The sequence below is a fragment of the Psychrobacter sp. ANT206 genome, assembly GCF_056880555.1.
The window spans coordinates 2,914,426-2,939,487 of record NZ_CP096271.1 but is presented as its reverse complement, the minus strand read 5'-3'; the positions used below and the strand labels follow the sequence as shown (position 1 = coordinate 2,939,487).

The following is a 25,062-nucleotide window of genomic DNA, read 5'->3' as shown; positions in this document are numbered from 1 at the left end:
CTCATCTCTTAAAGAAATGGTGTTAGACAAAATACGGTTTTACCATACGATTTATTAAAATCTTAAAATCCATACTATTTGTGAGATTTAAGCAGCACCACCCATTTGCTTAAATACAAATGAGAGATAAATGACTTATGATACTGAGTAGAAGCTATCTAAGCGCTATTGAATAACCTATGATTATAGGATAAATATTAGGACTGAGTAACAGCCGTTGCTAAGTGAAACGTTTAATAGCGTATCAATACCGCATTATCATCTATCTTGCAATGATCGAAACCATCTATAGGTAGCAGACGATCTGGCTTTATCGCACAAATACAAATTTACCTAGGATTATACGCTAAACTGACCTAAAATTGCCAGTTGGTAATCGAATTTACCCAATGTTGCTAGTAATCCTTTGTGCTAAAACTTATGGTTATGACTGTCTGTTTTCTGCTGCAATAGAGAGAAAACTTTAGTTGATTTTATGACTAGAGTACTTACATCATTTTTAAATCACTATCATGCTTATACATCTTTCGTAGTGAATTGACTTTATTGTGACCTGCTTAAATTGGCAGTTCTAGACATTTTATATTAAGTTTGTGTTTAAATAGCTCTTGTAAGCTAACCTACCTCCAAGTTTTGATTATTAATATCGTTTTATAAGGAATCCTATATGTGCGCTGTCCCTGTGATTATCCCTGCTATCGATCTCAAAGATGGTAAGTGTGTGCGCTTAAAACAAGGTCGTATGGAAGATGATACGGTATTTTCTGATGACCCTGTGGCGATGGCGGCACGTTGGGTAAAAGAAGGCGCGCGCCGTCTGCATTTGGTCGATCTAAATGGCGCATTTGATGGGATTCCAGTGCATAAGCAAGTGGTGCATGACATTGCAAAAGCTTTTCCTAAACTGCCAATTCAATTGGGCGGCGGTGTGCGCAATATGCAAACTATTGAGCAGTATATTACTGCTGGTCTGACCTATATTATTATCGGTACTAAAGCGGTTGAAGATCCAGATTTTGTTGCTGAGGCGTGCCGTGAGTTTGCTGGACACATTATCGTTGGTATCGATGCCAAAGATGGGTTGGTCGCAACCCATGGTTGGGCAAACGTGACTGACACCAAAGCCACTGAACTTGCCAAACGTTTTGCTGATGTTGGCGTGTCTTCTATCGTCTATACCGATATCGCCCGTGATGGCATGATGCAAGGCGTTAATGTCGAGCAAACCGTTAATTTAGCACGTGAAGGTGGCTTACCAGTGGTTGCATCAGGCGGCGTCACCGATATGAAAGATATTGAGTTATTAAAACCTTATGGTGATTGCATTGAAGGTATCATTACTGGTCGTGCTATCTATGAGGGCACGTTAGATTTGGGCGAGGCACAACTTTATTTGGACGGTAAATAATATTTGAAAAATACGCTTATCAGATTTTGAATAGATAAGGCGTAATCAAGGATGCTTATGGCCACTTATTTTGACTGCATTACATCACGCAAGTGCCAAAAAATGTGGAGTCAATGGCTGTTGCCATTAAGCATCCTATTAAGTTTACCAGCTTATGCCGCTCAAGAAAGCGAAACTGTTAATCCTACTGTATTAGACAGTAATGCTGCCAAGCCTGCGCTTGATAGCAACGCATTACCTAATGCGGCTAATGACATTAATAGCACACCTCTTCCTAGTAATACTCTTGAAAGTGGCACTTTGCCGGCTCAAGCGCCAGCTGTACCACCTCCGCTAACCCCTATTTCAATTGAACCTGCACCTCCTATCGATGGCGAGAGCAGTAATAACACTCAAATTGAAACTGCTCAAACTGTGCAACATGATAATGACATCCGCCAACGTATCAGTGGGATATTCTCAGAAATTGAAGGCTTGCAAGCAATTAATGTTGGTGTCACTCAAGGCGTTGTTACTCTAACCGGTGAAACACCCAACGAGAAAAAAGCCCAACAAGCCATTAATCTTACCAATCGTTTGACAGATGTTGTCACAGTTGAAGATAAGATTAACCGAACGCTTGATGTTCAGGATAATGTCACGACGGTTTATCAAAGCATCAAAGCTCAAGCCAAAAACCTTATCAAAGCTGTGCCGTTATTATTGGTCGGGATTATTTTATTTGCTTTAGTAACTTGGTTTGGTAGTTGGTTGTCCAATCGGCAAAAAATGTGGCAGCGCTTAACGCCCAATCCTTTTGTTGCAGAATTATTGTCGCAGACTGTCAAAGTCATTTTTATTATTCTGGGGCTTATATTAGCGTTAAGCCTAATCGGCGCGGAGACGATTTTGGGAACGCTACTTGGCGGCGCTGGGGTCATCGGTATTGCCGTTGGTTTCGCGGTTAAGGATACTATTGAAAATTATATTGCCTCTTTAATGCTCAGTATTCGCCAACCATTTCGCGCCCGCGATCATATTTTGATTAATGCTCAAGAGGGAATAGTGGTGCGCCTGACGTCGCGCGCGACTATTTTAATGACGTTAGATGGCAATCAATTACGTATTCCCAATGCCGAAGTCTTTAAAGCCACGATTTTAAATTACACCAAAAATCCTGAGCGCCGCTTTACCTTTGAATTAGGCGTTGATGCCAATGACGATCCGCTTGCTGCCATCAAAGTGGGTATCGATGCGATTGCTCAATTGGGTTTTGCCTTAGATAAGCCAAAAGTCACCGCGATTATCAAAGAAGTAGGCGACTCAAACATTATTTTGCAGTTCCAAGTATGGGTCAATCAATCAGAAGCTGATTTTTCCAAAGCCCGCAGTATAGCTATTCGCGAGACCAAGCATGCTTTAGAAGATGAAGGCTTTAGCTTACCTGAGCCCATTTATCAGTTACGCTTTAACCATAATCTAGAGCAAGCTTTTGAGTATTTCCAAAGCAGTCGAAATGGTGATAAGTCTCAAGAGGACATAACAGTAACGCCCATCATCGTTAAACCCCCTAACGATTCTAAAATAGCTAATGATGCTCAAGCGGCTGAAACTACGATTGAAGATAAAGATAAGCAACAAGCAAAGGCGCGGGCGAAGCATATCTTGCAAGGTCGGAATGCCGATCAAGTGCTTGATGCGCGCCCTGACGAAAAGCTAATGGAAAAGGTTGAGCAGGAAATTGCAGAAAACTCAGATGAGACGGATTTATTGAGTAATAATAGCCCGCAAGAATAACGTTGAATACCAACTATAAAAATCGGCATAGAAAATGCAGCGAAATGTTTATCTACATTTTATCGAACTAGACGAGACATTTTTATGCAAATGAAACATCTGATTATATTCGCGGTCGTTGGTATGGTTGTGTTATTGGGTTTTAATATCATGAATGGCAGTCAACGTGAACAAAACCGAGAAGTTATAGCAGCGAGTAGTGAGGCAGCTGTATCTGAAAATAATGGTTCTGATACGAGAAATGCTAATGACAGCCATACATCAGATATCGCAAGCAAGCCCTTAGGTCAGCAGCCAAAAGCCATTCTAGATGATGCTACTACCAAGATCGATCAGGCACAGCAAGCAGATGCTGCGCGCTTAGAGCAAATGAGTCCTGCGGAGCAGTGATAGATCTATTATTAGAAAACTGAAGACACAAAAAAGGCTAACGATAACGTTAGCCTTTTTTAATACTTATAGATTCAAGCTGGTTTAGCTCTTTTTACTACTGCCTCTACCACCACGACTGCCGCTTCTCTTCGCAGGTGATTTCTTTGGCTGATCTTTGCTTGTGGAGCTGCGGTTTGGCTGACTAGAGTTTGAATGATCTTTCTTAGTTTGATTCATTTTACTAGATTGCAGCTTTGCTTGTAAACCAAAGTCAATTTGTAGCAGATCCATATTAACGCCAGCTACTTTAACTTTAACCAAATCGCCCAGCCCAAACACTGTGCCTCTATCTTTACCGATAAGCTGTTGCTGCTGCTCATCATAAACAAAGAAATCGTCACCAACGTTTGAGATATGCACCAAACCATCGATATACAAATCCGTCAGAGTAATAAATAAACCAAAGTTTGTGACGGTAGTTACGACACCATCGAACTCTTCGCCGACATGATCTTTCATATAATGACATTTGAGCCATGATTCTACGTAGCGTGAAGCCTTTTCAGCACGGCGCTCAGTATCTGAGGTTTGCATGCCAGCACCTTCTAATGAAAAATCCATCACAGGCTGTTTGGCATTTGTCACTTTCGCCTTGATCGCACGATGCAACATTAAGTCAGGATAACGACGAATCGGCGAGGTAAAATGACTATACTCATCGTAAGCCAAACCAAAGTGACCGATATTGTCAGGTGAATAGTTCGCTTGCATCATCGAACGAAGCAGCATGCTATGAATGCTAACCGCATCCGGTCGCTCTTTAGTTGCTTCAATGATACGTTTATAATCCTCGTGAGTAGGACTTTCCTGTGGGAAGGGTAGACCAAAGTTTTTGACATATTCATGTAAAATTCTCGACTTTTCATCATCAGGCTTATCATGATTACGATATAACACAGGCAGCTCGTGTTTTAGTGAAAAGTTTGCTGCACAGGTATTGGCAAGCAACATCATCTCTTCGATAAGCTTATGTGAATCACCGCGCGTACGCTTTACGATATCATCGATATCACCTTCTTCATCGAACTTAATATAAGTTTCTGGGGTCTCAAACTCCATCGCGTTACGTTGTTCACGCTTTTTATCGAGTACCTCATACAGTTGGAACATGGTATCTATAGATTTTTTGACGTCTTTATTTCTTGTCAATTCGTCTGGAACGCTCTCGTCAGTTGGATCTACAAAATAATCGTTCACTTGATTGTAAGTCAAGCGCGCTTGCGAGTGCATGACACTAGGATAAAACTCATAACTGGTGATTTTACCTGTACGTGATACCTTAATATCAGCAACCATACAGAGGCGATCGACGCCAGGCTTCAGCGAACAGAGACCATTAGACAGTACTTCAGGCAACATAGGCACCACATGATGCGGGAAATATACTGACGTACCACGCTCGTAGGCTTCGTGATCAAGTGGCGACTGCGGTGTCACATAATGACTGACATCACTAATCGCTACCACGACGCGATAATTACCACCTGTACGCTTTTCTGCATACACAGCATCATCAAAGTCACGGGAATCTTCACCATCGATCGTCACTAATGGCAATTGACGTAAGTCAGTACGATTTTTGAAATCTTTTTCAGTCGGCTCTTTATACGAAGCTGCTTGCTCGAGAGTCGCGGCACCGAACTCATGTGGAATATCATAATTATATAACGTAGTCTCAATGATTACTTCGCGATCATTGTCATCATCCATGACTTCAACGATTTTGCCCGTGGCAAATTCATGCTGATTTGGCCAATCAATAATATCAACTTTTACCGGCGAGCCTTGCTTAGCATTGAAAGCCTGTACATTGTCTTCTGTAACGGTAATCGGCTGATGGTTATTTGGGCTACCAAGCTCAACGCAGTAACCGTCTTCATCATGAGCCAGCGTACCGATAAAATGATTTTGACGACGCTCAACGACATCAACGATACGACCTTCAGTACGACCGCGGTTGTCTGTTGACGTGCCAACGGCTTCTACTGTATCGCCATTAAAGACCCAACGCATTTGTTTTTCATGCAAGAATAGGTCAGGCATATCACTTAATAATACAAAGCCAAAGCCCTTTGGATGGGCTGTTACTGTACCGGTGACGATGTCGTGCTGAGTGACCGTACGATAGCGATAAGGGCGACCGTCACGATTGACTTGTCCATCGCGTGTCATCGCTTTTAGGCGGTTGCCTAAAGCGTCAAACTGATCGGGATCAGCAATATTAAAGGCTTTTGCCAATTGCTGATGGGTGATTTCACCGTGTTCATTAATCGTGCTTAATATAAGCTCGCGACTAGGAATCGGGTTATCATATTTTTGTGCCTCACTTGAGGCGTTTGGATCATTCCAACTCATAAATTACCGTATCTATTTTTAAATTATTAATAATGACTATCTTAACACGAACAACGTCCCAATATCTTAGGTCAATTGTCTTATCTGTATTTGATAGCGAGTAGTCGTTAGTGGTCAAATTTTATTAAAAGTGAATGCTTATCTAAATCAAATATCAATATCGACCGTATTTGATTGATTGGTTATTTTTTCCATGTTCAATTCTTTTGACACTTCTAATACCGTGGTCTGATTAGATTTATCGAGGTATTTTTGGGCTTTATCAACCTCAGTGGTCAAGGTATTGACCGTTTGCTTCATATTCTCAAGCGCTTCAATTTTATAATTGCTAATCATATCCATGGTGTCATAGACATTATTGAAGGCATTTTGCAATTTATCAAGCTCAATAGTGCTACTGGTCGCTTGCTCATGAATCTCAAGTGATTGACGTTTCAGCATTGCCGAAGTCGATTCAATCAAGCTACTGGTCGTTTTATTCAAAGCAGTAATTTGGTCAAGTACCAGTTTTTGGTTAGTCATGGCTTGTGCGACAACCACTGCCGTACGTAGGGCTGAGATAGTGGTAGTAGTGGCGCGATCTACCCCTTTAATCAGCTCTAAATTGTTTTTACGGATAGTATCCAATGCTAAATAACCTTGAACATTTACCGCCAATTGTGTCAAAAAGTCGGTATTTTTTTGGCGAACATAAAATAGCATCTCTTCTTTAATAATACGTGCTTTCTCAGGGTCAGTCGCTTCTATCGCATAGACTTTTTGCTCGAGCTGCTCATCGATTTTTTTACCCACATAGATATATTGGCGAATCGATTGCATCAGCTCCCACATATTAATTTTTTCTTGCTCAATCATAGCATTGTCTTTGAGTAGCTCATCTTTACCATTATATAGGCTCGTTACTACCGCATTAATATGAGATTGCGCTGACTCATACTGACGGAAATAATCTTGTACTTTATTACCAAATGGAATCAAGCCAAATAGCTTACGTGAGCTGGTCAGCTCTTTTTTGCTGGGGTCCAAATCTTCGACGATACCGCGCAGCTCCGTCAATGATTTTGCAATAGGGGAGTTATCAAATAAGCTGTCATTCAGGCTCTTAGCGGGTAGCTCTAACATACGGTTAGACACTTGCGCCGATTCACGGATTTCTTTATTACCCAAATTATGAATAGATTGGACGTTTTGTTGAAATTCAGAGCTGTGTACAGAGTTATTGATGACATGATCGACAAAAGCATCGACTTTGGCATCAAGCTCTGGAATATCGCTGTCATCTAACTTGACCATCTGATCTGCTTCACTTTTTTGTATCTCTTTAACAGGTTCTGGCGCGGTTAGAGTAATCGTTGGTGTAGAGGTGTTAGCAGGTGGGGTTAATTCTTGCATAAGGCTTCCTATGATATCTAAAAGAGGTTATATTTTTTATCAGCGACATTTGTAGTCGAGGCATGGATTATTTTTATCAGTTTAATTGTTTTTATTGAAATTATTCTTCATAAAGATAGAGTAGGTCTTTAGATTACCGTGTAATGAAAAGGTTGAGAAGATGGGTTTTGTAAAGCACTGTCGGCTTCATATATTTAAGGTGAATAATAGTCAAAGAGGTACAAGTGTCATAATTAACTATAAATATGCTTATTAAGCCCTACATACTAAAAACCACCAATATGCCGTAGCATATTGGTGGTAGGAAATCATGAATATCTATATAAACACAGCCACTACTAAGAATAGACGATTAAAAAGTCTATTTCTTCTTAGTAGGTCCTAACAGCATACCCATTTGACGACCTTCCATCTTAGGATACTGTTCGACGTTTGAGATATCAGCCGTATCTTCAATGATACGATCAAGTTGCTTGCGACCAATTTCTTGGTGCGCCATTTCACGTCCGCGGAAACGGATGCTAATTTTAACTTTATCCTGATCTTCTAAGAAGCTAACGATTTTTCTCAATTTAACCTGATAATCGGCTTCTTCAGTGCTAGGACGTAGCTTCATCTCTTTTAGCTGAGTCTGCTTTTGGTTCTTTTTAGCTTCTTTCGCCTTTTGCTTCTGATCATAGAGGAAATGTTTATAATCCATGATTTTACATACTGGCGGTTTGGCTTCGGGAACCAGCTCTACTAAATCTAGACTGTCTTCACGTGCCGCTTTCATCGCGGTGTCGATATCGACCACGCCCATTTGTTCACCGTCTTCTTTGACCAGACGGACTTCTTTGGCACTGATATCTTCATTAATGTTCAAACGGTTTGACTGTTTAATAGGTATTACTCCTGATCTATTTTTGGGATCTGTCGGCCCTTTTTGGCAACAGCTGCTTCTACTAATGTGATAAATTCAGCGACACTCATCACGCCTAGATTTTCGCCTTCGCGAGTCCTAACGTTGACGCTGCCTGATTCGACTTCTTTATCCCCTAATACTAGCATATAGGGAATACGTTCTAATGTTTTCTCTCGTATCTTAAATCCAATCTTTTCGTTACGCAAGTCACTAATGGCGCGTAAGCCTGCTTTTTTCAACTCATTGACCACATTTTCACATGCATCTGCCTGTTTATCTGTGATATTCATGACTACTACTTGTTGCGGCGCTAGCCATACTGGCATCCAACCGGCATAGTTCTCAATCAAGATACCGATAAAGCGCTCAAATGAACCTAAGATGGCACGGTGCAACATAATCGGTACTTCGCGCTCGTTTTGCTCATTGACGAATTCGGCATCAAGACGCTCAGGCATATTCGGGTCAACCTGAATAGTACCGCACTGCCATACGCGACCTAATGAATCTTTTAGACTAAATTCAATCTTGGGACCATAAAACGCGCCTTCACCTGGTAGATAAGCCCAATCAAGACCGGAACTATCCAATGCATCGGCTAATGCTTTTTCTGCAAAATCCCAAGACTCATCGCTACCGACACGTTTTTCAGGACGAGTCGATAGTTTCATAATGATCTTATCAAAACCAAAATCTTCATAAACAGCAAGGGTCAGCTTAATAAAATCAGCGACTTCTTGTTGAATCTGCGACTGTGTACAGAAGATATGAGCATCATCTTGAGTAAAACCACGAACCCGCATCAAACCATGGAGCGAACCTGATGGCTCGTTGCGATGGCATGAACCAAACTCTGCCATACGTAATGGCAAGTCACGGTAAGATTTTAAGCCCTGATTAAAGACTTGCACGTGACAAGGACAGTTCATCGGTTTTACCGCATAATCACGATTTTCGCTCGAAGTGGTAAACATATTGGTCGCATAGTTGCCCCAATGTCCAGAACGCTCCCACAAGCTACGATCGACAATTTGCGGCGTTTTAATCTCTTCATAACCATTATCGTGCTGCACTTTACGCATATATTGCTCAAGTACTTGATAAATCGTCCAACCATTGGCATGCCAAAACACCATACCCGGCGCTTGCTCTTGCATATGGAATAGATTTAACGCTTTACCAATTTTACGATGGTCACGTTTTTCGGCTTCTTCAATACGCTGGATATAGGCTTTTAAATCTTTCTTATCCGCCCATGCTGTACCATAAATACGTTGTAGCTGTTCGTTCTTAGCATCGCCGCGCCAATAAGCACCTGACATTTTGGTCAGTTTAAAGACTTTTAAGAAGCGAGTATTTGGCACGTGTGGACCACGGCACATATCGACATATTCTTGATGATGATATAGACCAAAGGCTTCTTCGCCTGGCATATCATTAATCAGCTTAAGCTTATATTCTTCACCACGTTCTTCAAAGATTCTAATGACTTCAGCACGTGGCGTTATTTTTTTGATAACGTCATAATCTTGCTTAATGAGCTCCATCATACGTTTTTCAATGGCTGCCATATGCTCAGGCGTAAACGGCGTTTCGCTATAGATGTCATAATAAAAACCATCATCGATAACGGGACCAATCACCATTTTCACATCAGGATATAACTGCTTAACGGCATGACCTAATAGGTGAGCACAAGAATGGCGAATGATATCGACACCGTCATCATCTTTTGGTGTCACGATTTCAACTTTCGCATCATGGGCGATAGGGTCATGCGCATCTACCAACTGACCATCCACACGTCCAGCGACAGTCGCTTTAGCAAGCCCTGTCCCAATACTTTGCGCCACTTCCATGACCGTTGTATTACCTTCGAAGTTTTTTACGCTACCATCGGGTAAAGTAATCGCTACCATAATCTATTCACCTTTTTGCGTCCGTTGGCAGTGATGATTGCAACCATCAATCATATAACCGTAAGACTGCGTCAATTATATCTAATTACTATGATATGTTGTAAGAGATGGTATTACTTAAAGGCAAGGCTCAAAGCAGCAGCTTCTTAGCTAAGTCTTAATAAACGAAGTGCCATTAAGTAATATTATAAAGTCAGCTATTATAGCAAAAAATGTCTATTAACACTAGATAAATGGGGAGTAGGGACTGTTATGAATAGCCATCTATTCTATATGGTCGTTAACAAGTTTCCATATATAGGTGCTTTCTATACCAATATCAATACACTCAAATAAAAGGCTTTTTAGCGATAAAGCAGCTACTCAAAATAGATTGATAGTAGGCAGTGGTAATGCAATTAAATAGGGGCATTTATGACCAAAGGTGCATTTACAAGATTATTTAATGATAGCAAAGATAATTAATGCGTTAAGTATTTGAAAACAATCGACTATTTAAACCCCACTTAAATTAGTTTAAAAACCTTTCATAAAGCAGTTGACACCCCAGTTAGAATCTATATAATACGCCCCACAGCAAAGGAAGCTAGGCAATAAGTTAACCAACTTATCACTTAGATTACCGAGTTGAAACAAATTAAGAAAAGAAGTTGACAGACTATTAAAACATGATATGATGGTCAGCTCGCTAAATAGGATAAGCCAGATTGGTTTAGCATATTTAGTCAGAATACTCTTACTGGACGACAGTAGAGACATTATTTAAAAGCATAACTAAAGAACAACTTGTGTGGATTTTTGCTGATTCAGAATGCTAAAAAATAAAGTTGGTTGACTATCTTTTCGATAGGATTCTAACTATAAAAATTATCATTTAAGACAGTAAAAAAACTCAAAGTTAATTCATTACGAACATAATTTTTAGCGATTTTGCCAGATTAGATGAGCCAAGTTTAGAAGCTTCTTTAAAGAGCTTCATAGCAAGATTAAACTGAAGAGTTTGATCATGGCTCAGATTGAACGCTGGCGGCAGGCTTAACACATGCAAGTCGAGCGGAAACGATGATAGCTTGCTATCAGGCGTCGAGCGGCGGACGGGTGAGTAATACTTAGGAATCTACCTAGTAGTGGGGGATAGCACGGGGAAACTCGTATTAATACCGCATACGACCTACGGGAGAAAGGGGGCAGTTTACTGCTCTCGCTATTAGATGAGCCTAAGTCGGATTAGCTAGATGGTGGGGTAAAGGCCTACCATGGCGACGATCTGTAGCTGGTCTGAGAGGATGATCAGCCACACCGGGACTGAGACACGGCCCGGACTCCTACGGGAGGCAGCAGTGGGGAATATTGGACAATGGGGGAAACCCTGATCCAGCCATGCCGCGTGTGTGAAGAAGGCCTTTTGGTTGTAAAGCACTTTAAGCAGTGAAGAAGACTCCGTGGTTAATACCCACGGACGATGACATTAGCTGCAGAATAAGCACCGGCTAACTCTGTGCCAGCAGCCGCGGTAATACAGAGGGTGCAAGCGTTAATCGGAATTACTGGGCGTAAAGGGAGCGTAGGTGGCTCGATAAGTCAGATGTGAAATCCCCGGGCTCAACCTGGGAACTGCATCTGATACTGTTGAGCTAGAGTATGTGAGAGGAAGGTAGAATTCCAGGTGTAGCGGTGAAATGCGTAGAGATCTGGAGGAATACCGATGGCGAAGGCAGCCTTCTGGCATAATACTGACACTGAGGCTCGAAAGCGTGGGTAGCAAACAGGATTAGATACCCTGGTAGTCCACGCCGTAAACGATGTCTACTAGTCGTTGGGTCCCTTGAGGACTTAGTGACGCAGCTAACGCAATAAGTAGACCGCCTGGGGAGTACGGCCGCAAGGTTAAAACTCAAATGAATTGACGGGGGCCCGCACAAGCGGTGGAGCATGTGGTTTAATTCGATGCAACGCGAAGAACCTTACCTGGTCTTGACATATCTAGAATCCTGCAGAGATGCGGGAGTGCCTTCGGGAATTAGAATACAGGTGCTGCATGGCTGTCGTCAGCTCGTGTCGTGAGATGTTGGGTTAAGTCCCGCAACGAGCGCAACCCTTGTCCTTAGTTACCAGCGGGTTAAGCCGGGAACTCTAAGGATACTGCCAGTGACAAACTGGAGGAAGGCGGGGACGACGTCAAGTCATCATGGCCCTTACGACCAGGGCTACACACGTGCTACAATGGTAGGTACAGAGGGCAGCTACACAGCGATGTGATGCGAATCTCAAAAAGCCTATCGTAGTCCAGATTGGAGTCTGCAACTCGACTCCATGAAGTAGGAATCGCTAGTAATCGCGGATCAGAATGCCGCGGTGAATACGTTCCCGGGCCTTGTACACACCGCCCGTCACACCATGGGAGTTGATTGCACCAGAAGTGGATAGCTTAACCTTCGGGGGAGCGTTCACCACGGTGTGGTTGATGACTGGGGTGAAGTCGTAACAAGGTAGCCGTAGGGGAACCTGCGGCTGGATCACCTCCTTATAGATGGCATTCGGTCAGCAAGAATTCACAACAAGTTGTTCTTTAGTTTAAGCTAGTTTATTAGCTAGAGGTATATGCCTCGCACAGGCCTGTAGCTCAGCTGGTTAGAGCACCGTGTTGATAACGCGGGGGTCGGCAGTTCAAGTCTGCCCAGGCCTACCATTATTAGGGGCCATAGCTCAGTTGGTAGAGCGCCTGCCTTGCACGCAGGAGGTCAACGGTTCGACTCCGTTTGGCTCCACCACATAATAAACTATTCTTTAGATGCTAATAAATAAATAGGTATCAAATAGAAACAAGTGATTCGTCTTAACAAAGGCAAGATTACTTCTTTCTGTTTTATACAGAATCTGTGACTCGACGAGAGCACAGAGACTATTTAAAAACATAGATATGAGTCTGGGTTAGGAACACGTGTTCACGCGTTGTTTCTAACCTTAATAACTCACTACTTAACGACATCAGTTGTTATCCCAGTAGTGAGTTATTAAAAAAGTAAAGAGAACTGAATCAAGCGTATAAAATTAGGTGATATCGTTATCATAATTAGACTTATATAACACTTAGAAATCTAACTCTATTTATAGAGAAAGACTACTTGGGGTTGTATGGTCAAGTAATGAAGCGCACATGGTGGATGCCTTGGCAGTCAGAGGCGATGAAAGACGTGACAGCCTGCGATAAGCTTCGGGGAGGCGGCAATATCCTGTGATCCGGAGATTTCTGAATGGGGAAACCCACCTACCATAAGGTAGGTATCTTGTACTTGTACAAGAGGCAAACGAGGGGAAGTGAAACATCTCAGTACCCTTAGGAAAAGACATCAAATGAGATTCCCCAAGTAGCGGCGAGCGAACGGGGAGAAGCCGATTAATGCTAATGTAGAAGAACAGCGTGGGAAAGCTGACCGTAGTAGGTGATAGTCCTGTATTCGAAACATTAGCGTTAACATATTAAGTAGGGCGGGACACGAGAAATCCTGTTTGAAGATGGGGGGACCATCCTCCAAGGCTAAATACTCCTGACTGACCGATAGTGAACCAGTACCGTGAGGGAAAGGCGAAAAGAACCCCTGTGAGGGGAGTGAAATAGAACCTGAAACCGTGTGCGTACAAGCAGTGGGAGCCTTAATTTATTAGGGTGACCGCGTACCTTTTGTATAATGGGTCAGCGACTTATGTTCTGTAGCAAGGTTAACCGTTTAGGGGAGCCGTAGGGAAACCGAGTCTTAATAGGGCGTTTAGTTGCAGGGCATAGACCCGAAACCGAGTGATCTATCCATGAGCAGGTTGAAAGTGCCGTAACAGGCACCGGAGGACCGAACCCACTATCGTTGAAAAGCTAGGGGATGACTTGTGGATAGGGGTGAAAGGCTAATCAAACTCGGTGATAGCTGGTTCTCCCCGAAAGCTATTTAGGTAGCGCCTCGGACGAACACCATTGGGGGTAGAGCACTGTTTCGGCTAGGGGGTCATACCGACTTACCAAACCGATGCAAACTCCGAATACCGATGAGTGATATCCGGGAGACACACAGTGGGTGCTAACGTCCATTGTGGAGAGGGAAACAACCCAGACCGCCAGCTAAGGCCCCAAATTCCTAGTTAAGTGGGAAACGAGGTGGGAAGGCATAGACAGCTAGGAGGTTGGCTTAGAAGCAGCCATCCTTTAAAGAAAGCGTAATAGCTCACTAGTCGAGTCGGCCCGCGCGGAAGATGTAACGGGGCTCAAACTAGGAGCCGAAGCTGCGGATTTGAATTTGTTTTCAAGTGGTAGGGGAGCGTTGTGTAAGCCTGTGAAGGTGTGTCGTAAGGCATGCTGGAGGTATCACAAGAGCGAATGCTGACGTGAGTAACGATAATGCGAGTGAAAAGCTCGCACGCCGGAAGATCAAGGGTTCCAGTCCAACGTTAATCGGGGCTGGGTGAGTCGACCCCTAAGGCGAGGCCGAAAGGCGTAGTCGATGGGAAATCGGTTAATATTCCGATACTTGTTTATAATGCGATGGAGGGACGGAGTAGGTTATGTCAGCCTGGCGTTGGTTGTCCAGGTGAAAGGATGTAGGCAGACAGTTTAGGCAAATCCGGACTGTCATTATGCTGAGATCTGATAGCAAGCTGTACTTGTACAGCGAAGTGGCAAATACCATGCTTCCAGGAAAAGCTTCTAAGCAATAGTTATAAACGAATCGTACCCTAAACCGACACAGGTGATCAGGTAGAGAATACCAAGGCGCTTGAGAGAACTCTGCTGAAGGAACTAGGCAAAATGGTACCGTAACTTCGGGAGAAGGTACGCTGCCGATGGTGATAGGACTTGCTCCTTGAGCTGTTGGCAGTCGCAGATACCAGGCTGCTGCAACTGTTTATTAAAAACACAGCACTCTGCAAACACGAAAGTGGACGTATAGGGTGTGATGTCTGCCCGGTGCTGGAAGGTTAATTGATGGGGTTAGCGTAAGCGAAGCTCTTGATCGAAGCCCCAGTAAACGGCGGCCGTAACTATAACGGTCCTAAGGTAGCGAAATTCCTTGTCGGGTAAGTTCCGACCTGCACGAATGACATAATGATGGCAGCGCTGTCTCCAGCAGAGACTCAGTGAAATCGAAATCGCAGTGAAGATGCTGTGTACCCGCGGCTAGACGGAAAGACCCCGTGAACCTTTACTACAGCTTTACATTGAACTTTGACCTGACTTGTGCAGGATAGGTGGGAGGCTTTGAAGCAGACACGCTAGTGTTTGTGGAGCCAATCTTGAAATACCACCCTGGTCATGTTGGGGTTCTAACTCAGGTATAACAATACCGAGGACAATGTATGGTGGGTAGTTTGACTGGGGCGGTCTCCTCCTAAAGAGTAACGGAGGAGTACGAAGGTGCGCTCAGACCGGTCGGAAATCGGTCGTAGAGTATAAAGGCAAAAGCGCGCTTAACTGCGAGACCCACAAGTCGAGCAGGTACGAAAGTAGGTCTTAGTGATCCGGTGGTTCTGTATGGAAGGGCCATCGCTCAACGGATAAAAGGTACTCTGGGGATAACAGGCTGATACCGCCCAAGAGTTCATATCGACGGCGGTGTTTGGCACCTCGATGTCGGCTCATCTCATCCTAGGGCTGAAGCAGGTCCTAAGGGTATGGCTGTTCGCCATTTAAAGAGGTACGCGAGCTGGGTTTAGAACGTCGTGAGACAGTTCGGTCCCTATCTACCGTGGGCGTTGGAAATTTGAGAGGATCTGCTCCTAGTACGAGAGGACCAGAGTGGACGAACCTCTGGTGTTCGGGTTGTCACGCCAGTGGCATTGCCCGGTAGCTACGTTCGGATGGGATAATCGCTGAAAGCATCTAAGCGAGAAGCCCACCTCAAGATTAGATTTCCCTAAAGAGCCGTTGAAGACTACGACGTTGATAGGCAGGGTGTGGAAGTGCAGCGATGCATGTAGCTAACCTGTACTAATTGCTCGTTTGGCTTGACCATACAACACCCAAGTGGTTTGTATGAAAGCTCTAATTAATCTATCTTGTATAGCCTAGGCTATAGAATATATAATTTCGATATCACCTTTAACCTTGATTCAGTTAGGTTACAAGTTGGTCGACCAATAGATAATATCTTGACGTCAAAACAATAATAACAGACTCATATCTAACCCCCTTTGCTGACGACAATAGCACGATGGAACCACCTGATCCCTTCCCGAACTCAGAAGTGAAACATCGTCGCGCCAATGGTAGTGTGGTTCGCCCATGTGAGAGTAGGTCATCGTCAGCTCTCTATTCCTAGATAAACCCCCAACGTTAATTCGTTGGGGGTTTTCTTTTGCCTGACGTTTGGAAAGGGTGGTGAAAATACGTGGGTTTTACAATTGGTTTGAAAGGTTAAAAACTTAGAAGCTATGGATTAAAGACTGCTTTGAGGTTGTTTTTTAAATCTGATTACCTATTTAGCAGGTTAAATGAGCTTCATGTCATGATGTTCCAAGCACTATCCAAGCTCATAACAGTCTTAAAGCGGTTCAATTTCAGCTAAATAGAAGATCTATATAGTTTTTTACCAGTTGGAGCTAAAGTCATCCAAATAAATATTTTCTCTAACCCATTGAAAACAATCGACTATTTAAACCCCACTTAAATTAGTTTAAAAACCTTTCATAAAGCAGTTGACACCCCAGTTAGAATCTATATAATACGCCCCACAGCAAAGGAAGCTAGGCAATAAGTTAACCAACTTATCACTTAGATTACCGAGTTGAAACAAATTAAGAAAAGAAGTTGACAGACTATTAAAACATGATATGATGGTCAGCTCGCTAAATAGGATAAGCCAGATTGGTTTAGCATATTTAGTCAGAATACTCTTACTGGACGACAGTAGAGACATTATTTAAAAGCATAACTAAAGAACAACTTGTGTGGATTTTTGCTGATTCAGAATGCTAAAAAATAAAGTTGGTCGACTATCTTTTCGATAGGATTCTAACTATAAAAATTATCATTTAAGACAGTAAAAAAACTCAAAGTTAATTCATTACGAACATAATTTTTAGCGATTTTGCCAGATTAGATGAGCCAAGTTTAGAAGCTTCTTTAAAGAGCTTCATAGCAAGATTAAACTGAAGAGTTTGATCATGGCTCAGATTGAACGCTGGCGGCAGGCTTAACACATGCAAGTCGAGCGGAAACGATGATAGCTTGCTATCAGGCGTCGAGCGGCGGACGGGTGAGTAATACTTAGGAATCTACCTAGTAGTGGGGGATAGCACGGGGAAACTCGTATTAATACCGCATACGACCTACGGGAGAAAGGGGGCAGTTTACTGCTCTCGCTATTAGATGAGCCTAAGTCGGATTAGCTAGATGGTGGGGTAAAGGCCTACCATGGCGACGATCTGTAGCTGGTCTGAGAGGATGATCAGCCACACCGGGACTGAGACACGGCCCGGACTCCTACGGGAGGCAGCAGTGGGGAATATTGGACAATGGGGGAAACCCTGATCCAGCCATGCCGCGTGTGTGAAGAAGGCCTTTTGGTTGTAAAGCACTTTAAGCAGTGAAGAAGACTCCGTGGTTAATACCCACGGACGATGACATTAGCTGCAGAATAAGCACCGGCTAACTCTGTGCCAGCAGCCGCGGTAATACAGAGGGTGCAAGCGTTAATCGGAATTACTGGGCGTAAAGGGAGCGTAGGTGGCTCGATAAGTCAGATGTGAAATCCCCGGGCTCAACCTGGGAACTGCATCTGATACTGTTGAGCTAGAGTATGTGAGAGGAAGGTAGAATTCCAGGTGTAGCGGTGAAATGCGTAGAGATCTGGAGGAATACCGATGGCGAAGGCAGCCTTCTGGCATAATACTGACACTGAGGCTCGAAAGCGTGGGTAGCAAACAGGATTAGATACCCTGGTAGTCCACGCCGTAAACGATGTCTACTAGTCGTTGGGTCCCTTGAGGACTTAGTGACGCAGCTAACGCAATAAGTAGACCGCCTGGGGAGTACGGCCGCAAGGTTAAAACTCAAATGAATTGACGGGGGCCCGCACAAGCGGTGGAGCATGTGGTTTAATTCGATGCAACGCGAAGAACCTTACCTGGTCTTGACATATCTAGAATCCTGCAGAGATGCGGGAGTGCCTTCGGGAATTAGAATACAGGTGCTGCATGGCTGTCGTCAGCTCGTGTCGTGAGATGTTGGGTTAAGTCCCGCAACGAGCGCAACCCTTGTCCTTAGTTACCAGCGGGTTAAGCCGGGAACTCTAAGGATACTGCCAGTGACAAACTGGAGGAAGGCGGGGACGACGTCAAGTCATCATGGCCCTTACGACCAGGGCTACACACGTGCTACAATGGTAGGTACAGAGGGCAGCTACACAGCGATGTGATGCGAATCTCAAAAAGCCTATCGTAGTCCAGATTGGAGTCTGCAACTCGACTCCATGAAGTAGGAATCGCTAGTAATCGCGGATCAGAATGCCGCGGTGAATACGTTCCCGGGCCTTGTACACACCGCCCGTCACACCATGGGAGTTGATTGCACCAGAAGTGGATAGCTTAACCTTCGGGGGAGCGTTCACCACGGTGTGGTTGATGACTGGGGTGAAGTCGTAACAAGGTAGCCGTAGGGGAACCTGCGGCTGGATCACCTCCTTATAGATGGCATTCGGTCAGCAAGAATTCACAACAAGTTGTTCTTTAGTTTAAGCTAGTTTATTAGCTAGAGGTATATGCCTCGCACAGGCCTGTAGCTCAGCTGGTTAGAGCACCGTGTTGATAACGCGGGGGTCGGCAGTTCAAGTCTGCCCAGGCCTACCATTATTAGGGGCCATAGCTCAGTTGGTAGAGCGCCTGCCTTGCACGCAGGAGGTCAACGGTTCGACTCCGTTTGGCTCCACCACATAATAAACTATTCTTTAGATGCTAATAAATAAATAGGTATCAAATAGAAACAAGTGATTCGTCTTAACAAAGGCAAGATTACTTCTTTCTGTTTTATACAGAATCTGTGACTCGACGAGAGCACAGAGACTATTTAAAAACATAGATATGAGTCTGGGTTAGGAACACGTGTTCACGCGTTGTTTCTAACCTTAATAACTCACTACTTAACGACATCAGTTGTTATCCCAGTAGTGAGTTATTAAAAAAGTAAAGAGAACTGAATCAAGCGTATAAAATTAGGTGATATCGTTATCATAATTAGACTTATATAACACTTAGAAATCTAACTCTATTTATAGAGAAAGACTACTTGGGGTTGTATGGTCAAGTAATGAAGCGCACATGGTGGATGCCTTGGCAGTCAGAGGCGATGAAAGACGTGACAGCCTGCGATAAGCTTCGGGGAGGCGGCAATATCCTGTGATCCGGAGATTTCTGAATGGGGAAACCCACCTACCATAAGGTAGGTATCTTGTACTTGTACAAGAGGCAAACGAGGGGAAGTGAAACATCTCAGTACCCTTAGGAAAAGACATCAAATGAGATTCCCCAAGTAGCGGCGAGCGAACGGGGAGAAGCCGATTAATGCTAATGTAGAAGAACAGCGTGGGAAAGCTGACCGTAGTAGGTGATAGTCCTGTATTCGAAACATTAGCGTTAACATATTAAGTAGGGCGGGACACGAGAAATCCTGTTTGAAGATGGGGGGACCATCCTCCAAGGCTAAATACTCCTGACTGACCGATAGTGAACCAGTACCGTGAGGGAAAGGCGAAAAGAACCCCTGTGAGGGGAGTGAAATAGAACCTGAAACCGTGTGCGTACAAGCAGTGGGAGCCTTAATTTATTAGGGTGACCGCGTACCTTTTGTATAATGGGTCAGCGACTTATGTTCTGTAGCAAGGTTAACCGTTTAGGGGAGCCGTAGGGAAACCGAGTCTTAATAGGGCGTTTAGTTGCAGGGCATAGACCCGAAACCGAGTGATCTATCCATGAGCAGGTTGAAAGTGCCGTAACAGGCACCGGAGGACCGAACCCACTATCGTTGAAAAGCTAGGGGATGACTTGTGGATAGGGGTGAAAGGCTAATCAAACTCGGTGATAGCTGGTTCTCCCCGAAAGCTATTTAGGTAGCGCCTCGGACGAACACCATTGGGGGTAGAGCACTGTTTCGGCTAGGGGGTCATACCGACTTACCAAACCGATGCAAACTCCGAATACCGATGAGTGATATCCGGGAGACACACAGTGGGTGCTAACGTCCATTGTGGAGAGGGAAACAACCCAGACCGCCAGCTAAGGCCCCAAATTCCTAGTTAAGTGGGAAACGAGGTGGGAAGGCATAGACAGCTAGGAGGTTGGCTTAGAAGCAGCCATCCTTTAAAGAAAGCGTAATAGCTCACTAGTCGAGTCGGCCCGCGCGGAAGATGTAACGGGGCTCAAACTAGGAGCCGAAGCTGCGGATTTGAATTTGTTTTCAAGTGGTAGGGGAGCGTTGTGTAAGCCTGTGAAGGTGTGTCGTAAGGCATGCTGGAGGTATCACAAGAGCGAATGCTGACGTGAGTAACGATAATGCGAGTGAAAAGCTCGCACGCCGGAAGATCAAGGGTTCCAGTCCAACGTTAATCGGGGCTGGGTGAGTCGACCCCTAAGGCGAGGCCGAAAGGCGTAGTCGATGGGAAATCGGTTAATATTCCGATACTTGTTTATAATGCGATGGAGGGACGGAGTAGGTTATGTCAGCCTGGCGTTGGTTGTCCAGGTGAAAGGATGTAGGCAGACAGTTTAGGCAAATCCGGACTGTCATTATGCTGAGATCTGATAGCAAGCTGTACTTGTACAGCGAAGTGGCAAATACCATGCTTCCAGGAAAAGCTTCTAAGCAATAGTTATAAACGAATCGTACCCTAAACCGACACAGGTGATCAGGTAGAGAATACCAAGGCGCTTGAGAGAACTCTGCTGAAGGAACTAGGCAAAATGGTACCGTAACTTCGGGAGAAGGTACGCTGCCGATGGTGATAGGACTTGCTCCTTGAGCTGTTGGCAGTCGCAGATACCAGGCTGCTGCAACTGTTTATTAAAAACACAGCACTCTGCAAACACGAAAGTGGACGTATAGGGTGTGATGTCTGCCCGGTGCTGGAAGGTTAATTGATGGGGTTAGCGTAAGCGAAGCTCTTGATCGAAGCCCCAGTAAACGGCGGCCGTAACTATAACGGTCCTAAGGTAGCGAAATTCCTTGTCGGGTAAGTTCCGACCTGCACGAATGACATAATGATGGCAGCGCTGTCTCCAGCAGAGACTCAGTGAAATCGAAATCGCAGTGAAGATGCTGTGTACCCGCGGCTAGACGGAAAGACCCCGTGAACCTTTACTACAGCTTTACATTGAACTTTGACCTGACTTGTGCAGGATAGGTGGGAGGCTTTGAAGCAGACACGCTAGTGTTTGTGGAGCCAATCTTGAAATACCACCCTGGTCATGTTGGGGTTCTAACTCAGGTATAACAATACCGAGGACAATGTATGGTGGGTAGTTTGACTGGGGCGGTCTCCTCCTAAAGAGTAACGGAGGAGTACGAAGGTGCGCTCAGACCGGTCGGAAATCGGTCGTAGAGTATAAAGGCAAAAGCGCGCTTAACTGCGAGACCCACAAGTCGAGCAGGTACGAAAGTAGGTCTTAGTGATCCGGTGGTTCTGTATGGAAGGGCCATCGCTCAACGGATAAAAGGTACTCTGGGGATAACAGGCTGATACCGCCCAAGAGTTCATATCGACGGCGGTGTTTGGCACCTCGATGTCGGCTCATCTCATCCTAGGGCTGAAGCAGGTCCTAAGGGTATGGCTGTTCGCCATTTAAAGAGGTACGCGAGCTGGGTTTAGAACGTCGTGAGACAGTTCGGTCCCTATCTACCGTGGGCGTTGGAAATTTGAGAGGATCTGCTCCTAGTACGAGAGGACCAGAGTGGACGAACCTCTGGTGTTCGGGTTGTCACGCCAGTGGCATTGCCCGGTAGCTACGTTCGGATGGGATAATCGCTGAAAGCATCTAAGCGAGAAGCCCACCTCAAGATTAGATTTCCCTAAAGAGCCGTTGAAGACTACGACGTTGATAGGCAGGGTGTGGAAGTGCAGCGATGCATGTAGCTAACCTGTACTAATTGCTCGTTTGGCTTGACCATACAACACCCAAGTGGTTTGTATGAAAGCTCTAATTAATCTATCTTGTATAGCCTAGGCTATAGAATATATAATTTCGATATCACCTTTAACCTTGATTCAGTTAGGTTACAAGTTGGTCGACCAATAGATAATATCTTGACGTCAAAACAATAATAACAGACTCATATCTAACCCCCTTTGCTGACGACAATAGCACGATGGAACCACCTGATCCCTTCCCGAACTCAGAAGTGAAACATCGTCGCGCCAATGGTAGTGTGGTTCGCCCATGTGAGAGTAGGTCATCGTCAGCTCTCTATTCCTAGATAAACCCCCAACGTTAATTCGTTGGGGGTTTTCTTTTGCCTGACGTTTGGAAAGGGTGGTGAAAATACGTGGGTTTTACAATTGGTTTGAAAGGTTAAAAACTTAGAAGCTATGGATTAAAGACTGCTTTGAGGTTGTTTTTTAAATCTGATTACCTATTTAGCAGGTTAAATGAGCTTCATGTCATGATGTTCCAAGCACTATCCAAGCTCATAACAGTCTTAAAGCGGTTCAATTTCAGCTAAATAGAAGATCTATATAGTTTTTTACCAGTTGGAGCTAAAGTCATCCAAATAAATATTTTCTCTAACCCATTGAAAACAATCGACTATTTAAACCCCACTTAAATTAGTTTAAAAACCTTTCATAAAGCAGTTGACACCCCAGTTAGAATCTATATAATACGCCCCACAGCAAAGGAAGCTAGGCAATAAGTTAACCAACTTATCACTTAGATTACCGAGTTGAAACAAATTAAGAAAAGAAGTTGACAGACTATTAAAACATGATATGATGGTCAGCTCGCTAAATAGGATAAGCCAGATTGGTTTAGCATATTTAGTCAGAATACTCTTACTGGACGACAGTAGAGACATTATTTAAAAGCATAACTAAAGAACAACTTGTGTGGATTTTTGCTGATTCAGAATGCTAAAAAATAAAGTTGGTCGACTATCTTTTCGATAGGATTCTAACTATAAAAATTATCATTTAAGACAGTAAAAAAACTCAAAGTTAATTCATTACGAACATAATTTTTAGCGATTTTGCCAGATTAGATGAGCCAAGTTTAGAAGCTTCTTTAAAGAGCTTCATAGCAAGATTAAACTGAAGAGTTTGATCATGGCTCAGATTGAACGCTGGCGGCAGGCTTAACACATGCAAGTCGAGCGGAAACGATGATAGCTTGCTATCAGGCGTCGAGCGGCGGACGGGTGAGTAATACTTAGGAATCTACCTAGTAGTGGGGGATAGCACGGGGAAACTCGTATTAATACCGCATACGACCTACGGGAGAAAGGGGGCAGTTTACTGCTCTCGCTATTAGATGAGCCTAAGTCGGATTAGCTAGATGGTGGGGTAAAGGCCTACCATGGCGACGATCTGTAGCTGGTCTGAGAGGATGATCAGCCACACCGGGACTGAGACACGGCCCGGACTCCTACGGGAGGCAGCAGTGGGGAATATTGGACAATGGGGGAAACCCTGATCCAGCCATGCCGCGTGTGTGAAGAAGGCCTTTTGGTTGTAAAGCACTTTAAGCAGTGAAGAAGACTCCGTGGTTAATACCCACGGACGATGACATTAGCTGCAGAATAAGCACCGGCTAACTCTGTGCCAGCAGCCGCGGTAATACAGAGGGTGCAAGCGTTAATCGGAATTACTGGGCGTAAAGGGAGCGTAGGTGGCTCGATAAGTCAGATGTGAAATCCCCGGGCTCAACCTGGGAACTGCATCTGATACTGTTGAGCTAGAGTATGTGAGAGGAAGGTAGAATTCCAGGTGTAGCGGTGAAATGCGTAGAGATCTGGAGGAATACCGATGGCGAAGGCAGCCTTCTGGCATAATACTGACACTGAGGCTCGAAAGCGTGGGTAGCAAACAGGATTAGATACCCTGGTAGTCCACGCCGTAAACGATGTCTACTAGTCGTTGGGTCCCTTGAGGACTTAGTGACGCAGCTAACGCAATAAGTAGACCGCCTGGGGAGTACGGCCGCAAGGTTAAAACTCAAATGAATTGACGGGGGCCCGCACAAGCGGTGGAGCATGTGGTTTAATTCGATGCAACGCGAAGAACCTTACCTGGTCTTGACATATCTAGAATCCTGCAGAGATGCGGGAGTGCCTTCGGGAATTAGAATACAGGTGCTGCATGGCTGTCGTCAGCTCGTGTCGTGAGATGTTGGGTTAAGTCCCGCAACGAGCGCAACCCTTGTCCTTAGTTACCAGCGGGTTAAGCCGGGAACTCTAAGGATACTGCCAGTGACAAACTGGAGGAAGGCGGGGACGACGTCAAGTCATCATGGCCCTTACGACCAGGGCTACACACGTGCTACAATGGTAGGTACAGAGGGCAGCTACACAGCGATGTGATGCGAATCTCAAAAAGCCTATCGTAGTCCAGATTGGAGTCTGCAACTCGACTCCATGAAGTAGGAATCGCTAGTAATCGCGGATCAGAATGCCGCGGTGAATACGTTCCCGGGCCTTGTACACACCGCCCGTCACACCATGGGAGTTGATTGCACCAGAAGTGGATAGCTTAACCTTCGGGGGAGCGTTCACCACGGTGTGGTTGATGACTGGGGTGAAGTCGTAACAAGGTAGCCGTAGGGGAACCTGCGGCTGGATCACCTCCTTATAGATGGCATTCGGTCAGCAAGAATTCACAACAAGTTGTTCTTTAGTTTAAGCTAGTTTATTA

The 25,062-nt window shown here is 44.5% G+C and carries 7 protein-coding genes, 4 tRNA genes and 7 rRNA genes; 14 read left to right on the top strand and 4 right to left on the bottom strand.

From position 1 onward, the window contains the following. Window positions 1-667: 667 nt before the first annotated feature. The 3 genes from hisA (at window position 668) to M0221_RS12235 (ending at window position 3,574) form a co-directional block, all read left to right on the top strand. Window positions 668-1,408 carry a 1-(5-phosphoribosyl)-5-[(5-phosphoribosylamino)methylideneamino]imidazole-4-carboxamide isomerase gene (gene hisA, locus M0221_RS12245; protein WP_483283939.1) on the top strand — a complete coding sequence of 247 codons (741 nt, stop codon included), beginning with the start codon at window positions 668-670 and terminating at the stop codon, window positions 1,406-1,408. A 57-nt stretch (window positions 1,409-1,465) separates the two neighbouring features. Continuing rightward, entirely contained in the window at window positions 1,466-3,184 is a 1,719-nt protein-coding gene (locus M0221_RS12240; RefSeq protein ID WP_483283938.1) for a mechanosensitive ion channel domain-containing protein, read from the top strand. 84 nt (window positions 3,185-3,268) lie between these two features. Then, a complete protein-coding gene (locus M0221_RS12235; protein WP_440827079.1) occupies window positions 3,269-3,574 on the top strand; it encodes a hypothetical protein in 306 nt (101 codons plus the stop codon). A gap of 84 nt (window positions 3,575-3,658) precedes the next feature. Here the strand turns inward: M0221_RS12235 and rnr are convergent, their stop codons facing one another. From rnr to thrS, 4 genes are all read right to left on the bottom strand, one after another. After that, complete coding sequence (rnr, locus tag M0221_RS12230) at window positions 3,659-5,971, bottom strand: ribonuclease R (RefSeq protein WP_483283937.1); 2,313 nt, start codon at window positions 5,969-5,971, stop codon at window positions 3,659-3,661. A 147-nt stretch (window positions 5,972-6,118) separates the two neighbouring features. Further along, a complete protein-coding gene (locus tag M0221_RS12225) occupies window positions 6,119-7,363 on the bottom strand; it encodes a toxic anion resistance protein (RefSeq protein ID WP_483283936.1) in 1,245 nt (414 codons plus the stop codon). Between the two features lie 361 nt (window positions 7,364-7,724). Further along, complete coding sequence (gene infC / locus M0221_RS12220) at window positions 7,725-8,228, bottom strand: translation initiation factor IF-3 (RefSeq protein ID WP_011281352.1); 504 nt, start codon at window positions 8,226-8,228, stop codon at window positions 7,725-7,727. A gap of 23 nt (window positions 8,229-8,251) precedes the next feature. Then, a complete protein-coding gene (gene thrS, locus M0221_RS12215; RefSeq protein WP_483283935.1) occupies window positions 8,252-10,186 on the bottom strand; it encodes a threonine--tRNA ligase in 1,935 nt (644 codons plus the stop codon). A gap of 988 nt (window positions 10,187-11,174) precedes the next feature. Between thrS and M0221_RS12210 the strand changes: the two genes are divergently transcribed. The 11 genes from M0221_RS12210 (at window position 11,175) to M0221_RS12160 (ending at window position 24,999) form a co-directional block, all read left to right on the top strand. Beyond that, window positions 11,175-12,713: ribosomal RNA gene (locus M0221_RS12210) — 16S ribosomal RNA — on the top strand. Between the two features lie 85 nt (window positions 12,714-12,798). After that, window positions 12,799-12,875: transfer RNA gene (locus M0221_RS12205), tRNA-Ile, on the top strand. A gap of 6 nt (window positions 12,876-12,881) precedes the next feature. Continuing rightward, window positions 12,882-12,957: transfer RNA gene (locus M0221_RS12200), tRNA-Ala, on the top strand. A gap of 366 nt (window positions 12,958-13,323) precedes the next feature. After that, window positions 13,324-16,185: ribosomal RNA gene (locus M0221_RS12195) — 23S ribosomal RNA — on the top strand. 180 nt (window positions 16,186-16,365) lie between these two features. After that, a 5S ribosomal RNA gene (rrf, locus tag M0221_RS12190) occupies window positions 16,366-16,479 on the top strand. 838 nt (window positions 16,480-17,317) lie between these two features. Beyond that, window positions 17,318-18,856: ribosomal RNA gene (locus M0221_RS12185) — 16S ribosomal RNA — on the top strand. 85 nt (window positions 18,857-18,941) lie between these two features. After that, window positions 18,942-19,018, top strand: a tRNA-Ile gene (locus M0221_RS12180). Between the two features lie 6 nt (window positions 19,019-19,024). Beyond that, window positions 19,025-19,100, top strand: a tRNA-Ala gene (locus M0221_RS12175). Between the two features lie 366 nt (window positions 19,101-19,466). Further along, a 23S ribosomal RNA gene (locus M0221_RS12170) occupies window positions 19,467-22,328 on the top strand. 180 nt (window positions 22,329-22,508) lie between these two features. Continuing rightward, window positions 22,509-22,622, top strand: a 5S ribosomal RNA gene (rrf, locus tag M0221_RS12165). Window positions 22,623-23,460: 838 nt separating this feature from the next. After that, window positions 23,461-24,999: ribosomal RNA gene (locus M0221_RS12160) — 16S ribosomal RNA — on the top strand. Together the 16S, 23S and 5S rRNA genes with 4 tRNA genes alongside form the textbook arrangement of a ribosomal RNA operon. Window positions 25,000-25,062: the final 63 nt, after the last annotated feature.